The 14,865-nt window shown below is 50.0% G+C and carries 15 protein-coding genes and 1 pseudogene; 7 read left to right on the top strand and 9 right to left on the bottom strand.

Going from position 1 to position 14,865, the window contains the following annotated elements; translation table 11 throughout:
* Positions 1-43 precede the first annotated feature (43 nt).
* The 5 genes from L1D43_RS03665 to L1D43_RS03645 all read right to left on the bottom strand — a co-directional run bounded on the left by L1D43_RS03665 (position 44) and on the right by L1D43_RS03645 (position 5,751).
* Positions 44-2,500, bottom strand: coding sequence for a DEAD/DEAH box helicase family protein (locus tag L1D43_RS03665; protein WP_239849988.1), 2,457 nt, complete (start codon positions 2,498-2,500; stop codon positions 44-46).
* A 479-nt stretch (positions 2,501-2,979) separates the two neighbouring features.
* Entirely contained in the window at positions 2,980-4,077 is a 1,098-nt protein-coding gene (locus L1D43_RS03660; RefSeq protein ID WP_239849987.1) for a 5-(carboxyamino)imidazole ribonucleotide synthase, read from the bottom strand.
* Entirely contained in the window at positions 4,077-4,559 is a 483-nt protein-coding gene (gene purE, locus L1D43_RS03655) for a 5-(carboxyamino)imidazole ribonucleotide mutase (RefSeq protein ID WP_239849986.1), read from the bottom strand. Before purE ends, L1D43_RS03660 begins: the two co-directional genes overlap by 1 nt.
* Positions 4,560-4,568: 9 nt before the next feature.
* Positions 4,569-5,501, bottom strand: a complete 933-nt coding sequence (locus tag L1D43_RS03650; RefSeq protein ID WP_239849985.1) for a sodium-dependent bicarbonate transport family permease — start codon at positions 5,499-5,501, stop codon at positions 4,569-4,571.
* 1 nt (position 5,502) lies between these two features.
* Positions 5,503-5,751 carry a hypothetical protein gene (locus tag L1D43_RS03645; protein WP_239849984.1) on the bottom strand — a complete coding sequence of 83 codons (249 nt, stop codon included), beginning with the start codon at positions 5,749-5,751 and terminating at the stop codon, positions 5,503-5,505.
* Positions 5,752-5,889: 138 nt separating this feature from the next.
* Here L1D43_RS03645 and L1D43_RS03640 point away from each other — a divergent pair, with 138 nt between their 5' ends.
* Positions 5,890-6,831: a LysR family transcriptional regulator gene (locus L1D43_RS03640; protein WP_239849983.1), complete on the top strand. Its 942-nt coding sequence runs from the start codon at positions 5,890-5,892 to the stop codon at positions 6,829-6,831.
* A gap of 240 nt (positions 6,832-7,071) precedes the next feature.
* On the opposite strand, the gene L1D43_RS03635 is transcribed toward L1D43_RS03640, so the two are convergent.
* The 3 genes and pseudogenes from L1D43_RS03635 to L1D43_RS03625 form a co-directional block, all read right to left on the bottom strand.
* Positions 7,072-7,494, bottom strand: coding sequence for a DoxX family protein (locus tag L1D43_RS03635; RefSeq protein ID WP_239849982.1), 423 nt, complete (start codon positions 7,492-7,494; stop codon positions 7,072-7,074).
* Between the two features lie 9 nt (positions 7,495-7,503).
* Positions 7,504-7,926 carry an organic hydroperoxide resistance protein gene (locus L1D43_RS03630; protein WP_239849981.1) on the bottom strand — a complete coding sequence of 141 codons (423 nt, stop codon included), beginning with the start codon at positions 7,924-7,926 and terminating at the stop codon, positions 7,504-7,506.
* A gap of 142 nt (positions 7,927-8,068) precedes the next feature.
* Positions 8,069-8,264, bottom strand: a pseudogene (locus L1D43_RS03625) (TIGR02450 family Trp-rich protein).
* Positions 8,265-8,667: 403 nt separating this feature from the next.
* Between L1D43_RS03625 and L1D43_RS03620 the strand changes: the two are divergent.
* The 3 genes from L1D43_RS03620 to L1D43_RS03610 all read left to right on the top strand — a co-directional run bounded on the left by L1D43_RS03620 (position 8,668) and on the right by L1D43_RS03610 (position 11,334).
* On the top strand, positions 8,668-9,456 hold the full coding sequence (locus L1D43_RS03620) for an alpha/beta hydrolase (protein WP_239849980.1): 789 nt from the start codon (positions 8,668-8,670) through the stop codon (positions 9,454-9,456).
* A gap of 236 nt (positions 9,457-9,692) precedes the next feature.
* Complete coding sequence (locus tag L1D43_RS03615) at positions 9,693-10,778, top strand: M35 family metallo-endopeptidase (RefSeq protein WP_144203379.1); 1,086 nt, start codon at positions 9,693-9,695, stop codon at positions 10,776-10,778.
* A 139-nt stretch (positions 10,779-10,917) separates the two neighbouring features.
* Positions 10,918-11,334 (top strand): hypothetical protein, encoded by a 417-nt coding sequence (locus tag L1D43_RS03610; protein ID WP_239849979.1) that lies wholly within the window; start codon positions 10,918-10,920, stop codon positions 11,332-11,334.
* 138 nt (positions 11,335-11,472) lie between these two features.
* Here the strand turns inward: L1D43_RS03610 and raiA are convergent, their stop codons facing one another.
* A complete protein-coding gene (raiA, locus tag L1D43_RS03605; protein WP_041510507.1) occupies positions 11,473-11,829 on the bottom strand; it encodes a ribosome-associated translation inhibitor RaiA in 357 nt (118 codons plus the stop codon).
* Between the two features lie 641 nt (positions 11,830-12,470).
* Between raiA and L1D43_RS03600 the strand changes: the two genes are divergently transcribed.
* From L1D43_RS03600 to L1D43_RS03590, 3 genes are read left to right on the top strand one after another with little or no spacing between them, the layout of a single operon-like run.
* On the top strand, positions 12,471-12,779 hold the full coding sequence (locus L1D43_RS03600; RefSeq protein WP_239849978.1) for a hypothetical protein: 309 nt from the start codon (positions 12,471-12,473) through the stop codon (positions 12,777-12,779).
* 4 nt (positions 12,780-12,783) lie between these two features.
* The gene (locus L1D43_RS03595; RefSeq protein ID WP_239849977.1) at positions 12,784-14,490 is read left to right on the top strand and encodes a PepSY-associated TM helix domain-containing protein; all 1,707 of its coding nucleotides are present in this window, start codon (positions 12,784-12,786) and stop codon (positions 14,488-14,490) included.
* Entirely contained in the window at positions 14,487-14,819 is a 333-nt protein-coding gene (locus L1D43_RS03590) for a DUF3325 domain-containing protein (protein ID WP_239849976.1), read from the top strand. Before L1D43_RS03595 ends, L1D43_RS03590 begins: the two co-directional genes overlap by 4 nt.
* The last annotated feature ends 46 nt before the right edge of the window (positions 14,820-14,865 follow it).

The raw sequence follows: 14,865 nt of genomic DNA, 5'->3' as shown, positions 1-14,865 counted from the left end.
CTATAAAATAACGACTTTGGTTGGCGCTTTACCTACTTTAATGTTAAGCAGATTGCTGATGGATTTGATAAATCTCAGCTTCTAATTCACTAATGGCTTGCTCATATTGTTTTTTACCACCGAAGCCTTTTTTAACGATTTCGCTTAAGCTTCCAATTTCGTTAAATGGCTGCACTTTAAGCACTTGCATGGATTCGATTTCTTGCACGCCAACGTCGGCATACTTTACCAGAAGATTATCTAATACAGCTTGCGCGGTTTCAGAGTATTTAGTGAAATAATTACGCTTTTTGACGTTATTTGCGCGCTCCTTGCGCGTTAATGGTGGTTGGCCGTAAACAACATGACAAATCATATCGAAGGGGTCTAGCTCTTTGCCAACTTCATCCTCTAGTGCTTGCCAGATGATACCTTCGTTGGCGAGCTCATCTATGATGGCTTGTTTACGGTCAGATTCATTCCAGCGCTTTACAAACTCATCGAGTGAAGCAAACTGCTTCGCCATGGTTTTTCGAGTGTAATCTTTAAAAGATTCGGTAACTAATTTGCCGTCGCTATCATAATATTGCACCCGCTCGGCGACTTTACTGACCGTAACACCTGATACGCGGTATTTATGTACTTTGCGTGGCTCGTCACCCCACTCTCCATTATCGAAGCCATCGCCAACTTGAGGGGGGCTTAAACTGTCATCTTGATGTCCATTAAGGTTATCGTCATGAAGCTCACCACACTCTCCACCAAGTTCAATTTCAGTTTCATCAACTGGGTCGATGTCAACTTCTGTATCTTCAACTTCGGATGGTGTGACTCTAATGACTTTTTCCGGAGTACCGTCGAATCTTTCGTCAGCAAATAGCTCAGTGGCCTTTTTGAAATCAAGAATGGTAAACCAAAGCTTGCCATATTTGTCATCGATACGGGTGCCGCGACCTATTATCTGTTTAAACTTAGTCATTGACTGAATATTTTGATCAAGCACCACCAGCTTACAGGTTTTCGCATCAACTCCAGTTGTCATGAGCTCTGAGGTTGTGGCAATGACGGGATAAGCTTTCTTCGGGTTTATAAAGTTATCAAGTTGGGCTTTGCCTATCTCATCGTCCCCCGTAATTTTCATCACGTACTTGTCGCTTTTAGCCATCTGATCTGGGTTGAGATTAGCAATCGCGCGGCGCATACGCTCTGCATGGTCAATGTCATTGCAGAACACTATGGTTTTTGCCATTGGGTCGGTGCGCTTTAAGTAGTTAGTAATGGTCTCTGCCACTAGCTGAGTTCGCTCATCAATAACCATGGTGCGGTCGAAATCTTTTTGGTTATAGATGCGATCTTCAATCACTTCACCATTGTTATCGATTTGGCCTTTAGTAGGCCGCCAGCCTTGTAGATCGACATCTATATCTACCCGCACAACTTTGTAGGGTGCCAAAAAGCCATCTTCAATACCTTCCTTTAATGAGTAGGTATAAACAGGATCACCGAAATAGTCTGAATTTGACACTTCCTCAGTTTCTTTGGGGGTAGCTGTTAATCCGACTTGGGCCGCACTTTTGAAATACTCGAGAATTTCACGCCAGGCACTATCGTCAGCAGCACTTCCTCTATGGCACTCATCGATTATGATTAAATCAAAAAAGTCTGGATCGACTTGTTTATAAGCTTTTTGGCTTTCTTCTGGGCCAGTGAGTGCTTGATATAGCGCTAAGTGAATTTCATAAGCAGGATCAACAGTTCTACCTGTTACCTTGGTCATTGATGTTTCAAAGGGCTGAAAATCATTTATACGAGTTTGATCAACCAGAATATTGCGGTCGGCCAAGAACAAAACACGTTTCTTCGCGCGAGACTTCCATAAACGCCAGATGATTTGAAATGCGGTATAGGTTTTACCCGTTCCAGTAGCCATGACCAATAGCACGCGGTCTTTACCCGATGAAATTGCTTCTACTGTTTTATTAATAGCTTGCAGTTGATAATAACGAGGATGTTTACCACTGCCGTCGTCATAGTATTCTTGATTGATTATTGGAAGCTGCGCTTGGGTATAACCTTTCCAGGCACAGTATTTAGCCCATAAATCTTGTGGTGAAGGAAAATCTTCTAAACGGATTTCGGATTCTAGGTTGTGCTCTTCGGGCGTTCCAAGCTTGGTCTTATCGTGAAAGATAAAGCCATCACCGTTTGATGCAAAGATGAAGGGCACTTCGAGCAAACGAGCATAATCTAGCCCTTGCTGCATCCCCTTACCCACTTCATGCTTATTGGCTTTCGCCTCGATAACGGCAAGCGGCATACTGGGTTTATGATAGAGCACTATATCGGCTGACTTTACAGTCTTACGGACGCCTAATTGACCACGTACAATCACCTTGCCATCACGCAGTTTCACCTCTTGGCGTATCTGCGTCATATCATCCCAACCCGCATTGGTAATGGCTGGCATAATGAATTTGGTGATGATGTCCGTTTCAGTCAGCTTTGCTTTGTTGATGCTCATTGTCAATCCAGGTCCTTCTTAGAAGATAACAAACACTTACAGACGGATTAGTGCCTTTCAAGATTGTGCCACAACGATGTAAGAAAACACAGGATTTGGATCAACATAGGGAAGAACTCGACAACAAGTACCTAAGTCAATCCGTAGAGGAACATTAAGCAACAATTACTACAACACATAAAAAGTACGGCGACCGGGAAGACGTTAAATTCAGATTGAAAACACAAACTCAAGTTTCATCCCCATCAACATCAGGTTAGCGATAACCTTCAAAGGCCGCTAAGCCCTTGCCAGACGGGTTTAGCGGCTTTTTTGTATCTATCACTTTTTAGCTGACTATAGTAGGTCTATTTAACGGCTTAAAATCAAAGATAAAAAAGCCCCGACAGGACTTGTCAGGGCTTTCTCGTTATCGGTTTAAGACACTTACCTTAATTAAGCAGAATCTTAAACACCAATCTCGTGCATGAACTTTTAACTTAGCACTTCACCAGCGACTGCTCGACGCTTTGCATCTGACTGGCCAGTTGGGCGTAGTCATCCAAAATGAAGTTGATGTGTCCTAGCTTGCGGTTAGGCTTGGCAGCCTTGTTGTACCAGTGCAGGCTGGCATTGCTGCTTAGGGCATCCATTGGCGGTGCAACCACACCTAACAGATTCAGCATGCCGGTCTTACCTATGGCCGAGGTTGCTCCCAGGGCGAGTCCGGCGACGGCGCGAATGTGATTCTCAAACTGGCAGGTCTGGGCGCCGAGCTGAGTCCAGTGACCACTGTTATGTACCCTAGGTGCCAGTTCGTTCACCAGCAGCTTATCGCTCACCACGAACAGTTCCATGGCGAGCACGCCCACATACTGCTGTGCTTCAAGCAGCTTGGTCATATAGCTTTGCGCCTGCTGCACCATCTCGGCACTTAATCCTCTGGCGGGCGCCATTGAGCGCACCAGAATACCGTTTTGATGTTGATTCTCGGTCAGGGGATAACAACTCACCTCACCGCTTGCACTACGCACACCTATGATAGACACCTCAGCATCGAAAGGGATCCATTGCTCGGCTAAGTAATGACCTTGTTTAAGATCAGGCGCAACGCTAGCAAGATCCTCATCACTGCGCACCACCCACTGGTTCTTGCCGTCATAGCCTTCGTCGAGGGACTTGAATACCATGGGATAACCTAAGGTCTTGGCGCTCTTCTCGAGGCTGACATCATAGGTAAAGGGCGCACAGGGAATACCAAGCTCGGCTAATAGCTGCTTTTCATGGATGCGGCTCTTGCACTTGGCGATGCTATCGACATTCGGTCTGATGGAGCAGTGGGCCTCGAGGGCGTGAACTAACTCGAGATCCACCTGCTCTTTTTCGACTGTGATCACCTCGGGTTTGCCCAAGGCTTCATAGAGTGAGCTGACACTCTGCCCCGGCTGCCAGGACGCCACAGGGCCAAGGCCCTCGATGCAGCTGAGATCCGTATCTGGGCCGCCATCGGCGACGAAACTGAATTTAAGCCCTAAGGGAATGCCCGCCAGCGCCATCATGCGCGCCAGCTGACCACAACCGATAATGCCGATGCGCATTATTCCACCTCCAGCGGCACACCTGAGGTTTGGCTAGCACGCCAGTCACACAGACGCTGGGTCAGTTCGCTATCGCCCAACGCTAAGATTTGCGCCGCCATCAGGCCTGCGTTAAAGGCGCCTGAATCGCCAATCGCCTGGGTGGCTACCGCAACGCCTTTTGGCATCTGCACGATAGAAAGCAGACTGTCCATCCCTTTCAGGGCCTTGCTCATCACGGGCACCGCAATCACCGGCAGATGCGTCATTGCAGCCGTCATGCCCGGCAGATGCGCCGCGCCGCCGGCACCAGCAATGATCACCTCAATTCCCTCATCGGCCGCGCTGTGGCTGAAGCTCACCAGACGCTCTGGGGTGCGATGCGCCGAGACCACCTGTTTGCTGTAGGCGATCCCCAGGGCATCCAGGACTGTGGTGGCATTTTTCATGGTCGGCCAATCGCTCTGTGAACCCATGATGATTGCTACTCTTGCTTTATTCATACGTGCCTCTTAATTTGATAACCAATAGGTGAACAGCGCATAGGTAGGTATGCCCACCAATACGTTGAACGGAAAAGTAATTGCCAGTGAATAGGTGATAGACAGACTCTGATTCGCCTCGGGAATCGCGACCCGCATGGCCGCAGGCACCGCTATGTATGAGGCGCTAGCCCCCAGCACAGCCAGCAGAGTGGCGCCGCCGCTCGACAGTCCCATCTGTAAGCCCAGAATGCTGCCCAGCAAGCCACCAATCAGTGGCATGAAGACGCCGAATGCCAACATGAAGTTGCCCATCTGCTTGAGCTCTTTTAGGCGGCTGGCGGCCAGCATCCCCATCTCCAGCAGGAAGAGCGCCAGTACACCGTGGAACAGATTAAAGAACAGCGGGGTCACCCCCTCGATGCGCTCGGCCCAGAAGTAACCGATGATCAGCGCGCCGACGAGCAATACCAGGCTCTGGTTGCAAAACACCTCGTGAATGAGTGTGCGCCACTTAAGGTTGGTGCCCGAACGTCTGGCCAGGGCGATACCCACGGCGATGGCGGGGATCTCCAGCAATACCACAAACAGCGGGAAGTAGGCTTCGAAGCTAATGTCTTGCGTCTCGAGAAACGCCACGGCCACCGCGTAGGTGCCAATGCTAACCGAGCCATAGTGGGCGGCAATTGAGGCTGCATCTTCAAGCTTAAGCTGACCGACATAGCGCAGTATGGGAAAGGCAATTAGCGGCAGAACAAGCCCCAGACAGATCACTAGTAGAGACTGGGGCAAGAGTGCGATAGAGCTATATTTTGCCAGAGCCACGCCCCCTTTGAGGCCGATGGCCAACATGAGAAACAGAGTCAGACTCTGATAGAGCGCCTTGGGAAACTGGATGTCGGAGCGGATCAGTGTGGCTAGCGCACCCAGGATAAAGAAGGCTATGGTGATATCTAGCTGCATCTTAGGCGCCCTTTACTTGCAGGCGAGTGGCAGGCTTTACGGTGCGGCGCCTATTCGAGAACTTAGACGACAGCTTTGCGGTCATAGAGACCAAGTTCAGCGAGATCAAACCGAGACCAACTACCAGCAACCCCATACCGTTGTGCCCCTCCCTCATGGTGGCAAACGCCAGCGCGGTCACCATCAGGCCGACGACTAGGCTGAAGAGTGATTGTTTTTCTGCCAGGACAAGCTGAGTTAACTGTTTCATAAGATCCCCCGTTTACGACTGATACCGCGAAAAATTCGGTGTTCTTTTAACTGGAGCGATCTTGCCAAAAACAATTTATATATAAAAATAGATATTTTTGTGTTTTTATATAGATAAAAATCTATATATGGAGCAACCATGTCTCTCAGACTACAGGCACATCTTGGTACCCTCAGGCAGATGGAGATCTTGCTGGCTGTCTATGATAGCGGCAGTGTCAGCGGCGCCGCCGAGACCCTGCACCTCACTCAGCCTACGATCTCTATGCAGCTCAAGAAGCTCGCCGATGTGATAGGTTTCCCTCTGTATAACATAGTGGGTCGCAAGGTGGTGTTTACCGAGGCGGGGCTGGAGGKGGTAAAATCGGCCACGGAGATCCTCGACAGCTTCGCCCGCCTGGAGATGTCCTTGTCGGACATGGGGGAACTAAAGTCGGGTACCCTTCGCCTGGCGGTGGTGACCACCTCGAAATACTTTATTCCCCATCTGCTCGGCCCCTTCTGCGAACGCTACCCCAATGTCGCAGTGCAGCTGAATGTGGGCAACCGTCAGCAGATCATCGAGCGCCTCAAACAGGGCATCGACGACTTCTACGTGTTCAGTCATCCACCGGCGGATATCAACACAGAGAGCATAGAGTTCTTCAACAATCCCCTGGTAGCAATTGCACAGGAAAACCATCCTCTGGTCAGTCAGGATGGCGTCTCGTTAGCCGAGCTCTGCGAGGCACCCTTCTTGATGCGTGAAAATGGCTCGGGCACCCGTTTGGCGATCGAGCGCTTCATGGCCAAACAGGGGGTGAAGCTAAACGTGAAGATGACCATTGAAAGCAACGAGGCGATCAAACACTCGGTCATGTCGGGGCTGGGCGTCAGTATTCTCTCGGCCCATACCCTGGCCTTTGGCGGCAATACCGGACTGGCGCAACTCAATGTGAAGGAATTGCCGATCAACTCTAACTGGTATTTTCTCTGGCTGAAATCGAAACGCCCCTCGGCGATCGCCCAGGCCTTCTTGACCCATGTTGAAAGCGAGGGCCGTGAGATGCTGCTTACCGAGCTAGCCAAACATAAGCTATAAAAAAAACCCATAGAATGGGGCGTTTTATTGTGTCCTGGTGAATACCTAAAGCCCGTTGATCTTAAAGGCTTATTGCTCTTAAAGACTTATTGATGCGCCATTTTGCAGGCAATTATACAAGCCTTAGGCACTAGGCACTAGGCATTAGTCATTAGTCATTAGTCATTAGGGGACGCCACAAAACTGCCCCCATAGGCAACGGCCGACAAACCCAAGCTTACGGATTATTCTAGACTAGGCCTAGCGCAACCCCTTGTTACCAAGGTGCTTCAGGTGACTGTGGCCAGCCAACACCAGTAAACCTGCGAATATCCCCAGATTCTTAATGAAATTTTGCATCTCATGTGCCGCTTCAAGCCCTTCGAAATGCCAAAAATCATGCAGTGTAACGTTAATCAGTAACACCATCATAGCTAACAGCGAAGCAACCACTGACGTATAACGGTTTAACATTAAACAGATGCCCGCCACAATCTGGCTAACACCGGCACTGGCAAGCAGCAGGGGAATTAGCACCATGTGATGTCGTTCCATTAAGGCAACATGCATATCCCAACTGACAAACTTCAAGATCCCAGGGACGAGAAAATAGAGCGCTAGCATGATACGCCCAACTAAGATGCCCGCAGAAGCGAATCGTTCATCCATCGAATGACTATTCATAAATTGCACTTACAAAGACTCACCATTAACCATTAGCCCTACGTCAATGTTGTTACGCACGGCATTAGAGTATGGGCAGACCTGATGGGCCATCTTGACCAATTCAACCGCCTGCTCCTGAGGTAATGACAGTTCAACGTTGAGCTTAACGCTCAGTCCAAACCCGCCTTCGGCGCGGGCGCCTATGCCAACTTCGGCCGTAACCGGTGCCTGAGTCAGCTTCATCTTAGCCTCTCTGGCAACATGCAATATGGCGTTAGAAAAACAGGCGCTATAACCCGCGGCAAACAGCTGCTCTGGGTTGGTCGCCTCACCTGTTCCGCCCATCTCCTTAGGATAGCTTAGGTCTAGCGACAGTTTGCCATCGTCGGTGGCGACTCGGCCGTTACGGCCGGCACTGGCAGTAGCACTGGTTTGATATAATGTCTTCATCTCATTTTCCTCTCTCGATTTTGATAAAATAAATTGCACACAACTTAATTGAAGCTATTTATAGCAAACAAGAGAGTGCTACGCAAATAAATTGCGCGCAATTTAAGTAAAAAGACTCAATGGCGATTATTGGTTAAGCCGATTAGCGCCAGCCGACAAGCCAGATATCACTGTCTTTCAGTGAACGCCAGTCGATAGCGTATTGCCTGCCACTATACAGGGCCTCTTCGCTGCTCGTCATAATCCACCTCAATCACTATGAAGTGTTTCTCACGCGCCTGTGGCGTTACTTTTGTCCATTTACTCTGGAGCAGTTTCTTAGGATGTAATCGATTCATAAATAGGCCTACGGCAATAGCCGCCCTAGGGATCACTCGGCGGGCGTTAAAGCTTAACTATCCCCGCTGCTATTGCCCTCCTAAAGACGATGACTTTTGATAGAAGGTTAAAGCTCCCGTCCACCAGCTCTTGGTACTGCTAGCCTCATGGTCTCACTGGCCTCATGATCTCGCCGCTTAACATTGGGCTTAATCATGCTATCTGCACTCATTCTACGATTGATCACACTATGATCACCCAATGCTCACGCCATACTCGCATCGGCAGCCGTTTTTCACCCCACAGCTTTACGTTGAAAACATGATCTGATGCATTAACATCTTCTGGACATGCTCTCTTTTTCGCCTTACCTTAAAATAGAGCAATTACTCTAAACCGTTTTCACCAAGAGTGGGAGTTAACATGGTTGAATTAGTAGATGTAAACGGAACTCAGGTTCATATAGAAGGTCAAGGCGAACAGACCATACTGATGCTTCACGGCTGGCCCGATACCTATCGGCTCTGGCAACCACAGGTCGATGTCCTTAAGTCAGATTATCGTTGTGTTCGATTTAGCCTGCCCGGCTACGAGGACAAACAATCGCGCACACTCTATACCTTAGAGCAGATCGTCACCTTAATTGACGCTGTCATCGATGCCGTTAGCCCTAACCAAAAGGTGATCTTAATGCTCCACGATTGGGGCTGCTTCTTCGGTTACCAGTTTTATCTGCGCCACCAGGATAAAGTCGAGAAGATCATAGGTGTCGACATTGGTGATGCCGGCTCAAAGGAGCATCAGTTAACCGCAAGCGTCAAAGCCTTTATGTTTGCCTACCAGATCTGGTTAGCCACGGCCTGGAAAATTGGCGGCACCATTGGCGATGCGATGACCCGCAAGATGGCTAAGTGGCTTCATGCACCGGGAGATCCTGCCTTGATCGGTTCATCCATGACCTATTCCTACTACTGGAAATGGAGTCGAACGCTGACGGGCAAGCCTCTGGGTCATCTGCCGCTAAAAATCGATTGTCCCTTGCTGTTTATATACGGAAAGAATAAACCGGGTATGTTCCACTCCTCTGCGTGGGAACAAGAGATGGCCGCAAGAGAAGGGAATCGGGTCATCGCCTTCGATACCCGTCACTGGGTCATGACAGAAGCGCCGGAGGCCTTTAATCAGGCCATCACCCAATGGTTAACACGTTAACCTAACCGGGCTCGTTTCTATGAGGAATCGAGCCCGCATGCCCAGCCACGCCCCTAAATTTCACCTTCCTGCTGTGTGCTAAAAAAGCGTTTTACACTAGATATTAAGATCATAACGAAACAAATCGCCAACTTAGTCTTGCTTTTCATTAGCGGTTCGACATAAACTCGATTTCGCAACATTTGAGTAACATTTGTAAACACAATAAGAACAACCTCAATCAAAAGGACAAATTGATGAGCAAGCTATTCAAATTATCAACACTCGCCATTGCTACCACCTTACTGAGTCAATCGGCCCTCGCCGAGGGGATCGCCGCTAAGCTGCAGATGAGCCAAGACAGCTTTAGCAGCGACCAGGACGTGATGGTCACGCTAACCCTGACCAACGAAGCAAACGTTCCGGTGAAACTACTCAAGTGGTTTACCGCGGCAGACGGTGTTGAAGAGTCGCTATTTAAAGTTACCGCTGACGGTCAGGAGCGCCCTTACCTTGGCGCTCACTACAAGCGTCCAGCACCAAGCCATAAGGACTACATCAAGCTAAAATCTGGCGAGAGCATCTCTTATCAGGTAGAGCTTTCGTCGCTATATGACATGTCGTCTACAGCCAACTATGAGATCAGCTACGATGTCAGCTCTATGCAACTGTTTGCGCCAAATCCTGGCCAAGCCAAGAAGCTGGCTCGCCTGGGCGTAGAAGGCATACATTCGGCGCCAGCCAGCTTCTACCTAGAGGGTCGCGAATTTAAGGGCGGCGCTAACAAGGGTAAGCCAGGCACTGGCGATGGCGGCGGTACTACACCTGACGGTATCTCTTTCACCGGTCGCTGCAGCAACTCACAGCAGAGCGATATCCTTGCAGGCCTGGCTGCGGCTAAGACTATGTCTGCCGACGCTAACCAGCACCTGGCCACGGCCAGCAGCAACTCTCAGCGTTACAGCACCTGGTTTGGTGCCTACAGCTCTTCTCGCTGGAACACGGTAAGCAACAACTTCAGCAAGATCGACAGTGCGCTTAACAACGAGCCGTTGACCTTTGACTGTAGCTGTAAGAAGCAATACTACGCTTATGTTTACCCAACTCAGCCATACAAGATCTACATGTGTAATGCCTTCTGGTCAGCCCCGACATCGGGCACAGACTCTAAGGGCGGCACCATCATCCACGAAACCAGCCACTTCAACGTAGTTGCCGGTACCGATGACATCGTTTACGGTCAGAGTGGTGCGAAATCTTTGGCGATCAGCGATCCTTCACAGGCGATTCAAAATGCTGACAGCCATGAATATTTTGCTGAAAACACGCCTAACTTAAACTAATCTTCTTATTATCTTTCTTGTCAGTTAGAGGGCGGAATTATCCGCCCTTTTTTTGTTTGGTCTATGCCAAGGGTTAACGCCTATGTTTACGCCTTTAAGGTCTCTGTCTCTTAGCCTCTTGCTACTCTGGACGATCAGTATGAACAGCCTCGCACATCAAGCACTGCCCACCTGTCGCCTAATAAAGGCGGAGCAAGACAATACCCTCACCTTCGAGATACAGGCCCCCACCAAGACTAGCTGGTATCTGCTTAGCTGGCACACGCCCTTCGATGCCTGGTTTAGTGAGTTTCTGACCCTGACCGACCTTGGCAATCAACAGAAACTCGATTACCAGGGCGCACTGGCCAAGCGCGGCGAGCCACTTGATGACGACTACCTGCTTCTGCCTGCGGGTAAATCCCTAACCGTCTCTTTGGCGCTTGCCCAGGCGTTTGAGATCCCGCCTGGTCGATACAGAGCGGCGCTGAAGCCCATGAGACTCTATCAAGACCTAAGCGACAAGCAGCTGGTCACGACGCTTGAATGCCCGGCGCTAGAGGTAGAGTTGCCTTAACCGCACTGACTTTTACTGCATTTGCTTTAACAGCCTGGCCTTAACCGCATTAGCCTTTCAGCCCTGTTCGGGTTTAGGACGAACATAAAAAAGCCACCCTTAGGGTGGCTTTTTTATATCACTTACCTGGCAGGCTGATTAGACCAACTTCATCTCCTGGATGATCTCATGGGCTATCTCAGGTGTGGTACTTACCGGCTTTTGATGCAGATCTGCCTTCAACTGCCCTTTTCTGTGCTTTAACGCAGCATCCAGTTTTTTGGCGGCATTAGCGATAGCTGGATACATAACATCGTCACTCCCAGAGGCGGATATCCGGCTACCTTCATAATTGGTACTGAGTTCGACCTGAAACTCTCCGTGCTCTTTAGCAATGATGACATCTAGTGAAATGAGCGTTGGGAAATGGGTCGCGATCTTGGAAAACTTTTGATTCACATGCTCTTTAATTGAATCGGTGATATCTACGTGATGACCAGAAAGATTTATTTTCATAGGTTTTCCTTTTTAGGATGACTTCAATAATGAACTTGGGATGATTAAAAGAAAAAACAAGGGACTGAAGCACTTTTTTTTCAATTGACGCCTATGTAAGCATGGGCGATATCCAAGTAAATCTCCATTCACTGTCTACTAAGATCTACTCCCCATACAGGTTAAAATCAAGCGGCAAAAACAGGATATCGGGTGCAAACGAGCGGTTTCGGCCATAAATCCCACAAAATAAACAAAATTTAATCAATCTGACTTTATGACGTCACCTTAGGGCCTGTTGACCTTTTGAGAACAAATTTTGTTCTAATTGAGCACGTTCAAATCGCGGCATGAGGCTTGCTGTATAGTTATTCTATATAAAAGCCGAGTAACAAAGAGTTGAACGTGCTCAAGACGAACCCTGCGGGCAGCGTCTGTATCATTTTTCTACAGCGTTATCGCTCATTGATGTAGCACACCACATTACAATCGCTCTACCTTGTATAAAAGCGATACAGAATGCTGCAAAAATGAACGCGAAAGATAAACAGGCCCTAGCATCCTCGCTAGGCTAAGAGATGAGCTTTACATGTAAATACGAATGAGAACTTATCTCAACAAGTGTAGAATGACCTGAATTATAGGTCATCAATTTATCCATAGTGAATACAAGCATTTCTCAGCGTCTGACGCCAATCAAGCGAGACCTCTCTCCCAGGACTTCCGTCATCGTACGCCTGCTCGCCTCCCTGCTTGGTGGCTATGGCGTGGCGGCGCTCACCACAGTTCTGCTGGCACAGTCCCTGCCCCTAAGCCGTCTCGACGCCGTGCTTGTGGGCACCATGGTCTCCTTTAGCCTCTTTGCCATGATGATCATTCGACTCTTTAGCCTAAGGTCCCACCTACGTGTGGTGCTGGAACCCGTGGCACTCTGTAGCCTGCTATACGGCCTCACACTCGTTTTAGGTTAATCCCATGAAAGAGACTTTTTTTCGCTCCATGACCTGGCTGCACACCTGGGCCGGTCTCGCCGTCTGCTGGCTACTGCTACTCATCTTCTTTGCCGGCAGCATGAGTTATTTTCGCCATGAGATCAGCCTGTGGAGTAAACCTGAACTGCACCAGGCCGTGTTTCAAGACTATGACCAAAGGCAAGTTGAGCAGCAAATCACCAAGGGCCAGGCATATCTGGCCGACAAGGCGCCCGATGCCGCCAGCTGGACCATCTCTTTCCCGAGCGAGCGTAAGCCCTATCTGAGCTTCGGCTGGGCGGATGCGCCGAAAGCGGGCGAACACCGCGGCAAATTCCACGAGCATGTGGTTAGCCAGGATGGTCAGCAGATGATCACAGACATTCGCGACTCCCGCGGTGGCAACTTCTTCTATCGTCTGCATTTCGATCTCCATTACCTGCCCGTAGTGACCGCCCGCTGGATAGTGGGGCTCGCCACCATGGCGATGCTGATCGCCTTGATCAGCGGCGTGGTGATCCACAAGCGGATCTTTAAAGACTTCTTCAGCTTCAGGCCTGCCAAGGGCAGTCGCTCCTGGCTCGACGCTCACAATGTCAGCGCCGTGATGGCACTGCCCTATCATCTGATCATCACCTACACGGGTCTCATTACCCTGATGTTCATGTTCATGCCATGGGGCGCTCTGCAGCAATACGATGGTGACGTGCGCGCCTTCAGGGCCGATCTCAACCCCGCGCGAATACAGGAGAAGCCAGGCGATACCCAGGCGCCCCTCTTCGATGCGGCCAGACTCGTCAGTCAAGTCGAGCGCCAATGGGGCGCGGCGCCCCTGAAACAGGTGAGCATCACAGGCCCTGGGCGTGACAACAGCCGCATCAGCTTTACCCTTAACAGCGAGCAGACGGTGACAGATAGACGCAACCTGCTTGTCTTCGATGGGGTAACGGGCGAGCTTAAATCCTTAGGCAACCCAGAAAGCGCCACCTACAAGACCTACGACACCCTGATGGCACTGCATACCGCGCGCTTTGCCGACTGGGCCTTGAGGGGATTGTTCTTCCTCTGTGGTCTGCTAGGCTGCGCCATGGTGGCCACTGGCACCCTGCTATGGGCGGTGAAAATCGCCCAGAAACAACAAAAAGCCATTAAAACAGGCGCTAAGCCAAGCATTGGCCTCAGGCTGGTGGATGGGCTCAACATCAGCTTCATCTGTGGCCTTCCTCTCGCCACGGCAGGCTTTTTCTATGCCAACCGTCTGTTACCACTCGATATGTTTGACCGAGCCCAACGAGAGGTGGATGTCTTCTTTATCACCCTGGCCGTCATTGCCATCGTTGCGCTGTGGGATGGGCTGCGCTGCACGCAATCTTGGCGACGTTGGCGTCAATGGTTAGCACTGGGTGCCCTGGCCTTTGCGGCGCTGCCGCTACTAGGCGCAGTCACCTCTGGGCAGAATCTGCTTAGCAACATGGCCGCTAACCAATGGACCCTGGTGGGTTTCGATATGGTCAGCCTGCTGTTTGCCTTAGCACTGGGGTTTGCCGCCAGGCAGGTGTCACGCACTAGGCTGATCCCTTCGCGCCAAGGCGCCACTAGCAGGCTAAACAGTAAATCAGCCTCGCCTAGCACTGCTAGCACTCTTGCTCCCAGAGCAGCGGTTAATAAGAAAGAATCGAAAGACCTAAGCTTAGAGGAGGCTCGCCAATGATATTAGCCCTTTGTCTTGGCGTCATCGCCTTTGGTTTGATGGCGCTGTCGATGTTCGGCCATTATAAAGACTGCTTTGGTCGAGCCCCGACGAGGGCCGAGCAACGCTGGCTAACAGTATTTGCCTGGTTACTATTACTCGGCAGCTATGGCCAATGCATCCACGATTATCATCTGGGCTACGGCAGCATCGTCTTCTTTGGCGTGATGACCATTACGGCACTGTCCACCATCTTGCTGCTGAGTTACCAGGCCAAGCGCCTGCCTTTGGTGTTAACCCTAACCAGTGTCTTTACCTTAGTGTTTGGAGGCAGCGGCCTTATCGCCTAACTGGTTATTAATTCAGCTAAGGTACAGCCTCAGTCCATTAGGATAC

This window comes from Shewanella sp. Isolate8, from assembly GCF_022398495.1.
Taxonomy (GTDB): Bacteria; Pseudomonadota; Gammaproteobacteria; order Enterobacterales; family Shewanellaceae; genus Shewanella; species Shewanella aquimarina.
This window is presented reverse-complemented; position numbering and strand designations above follow the sequence as displayed.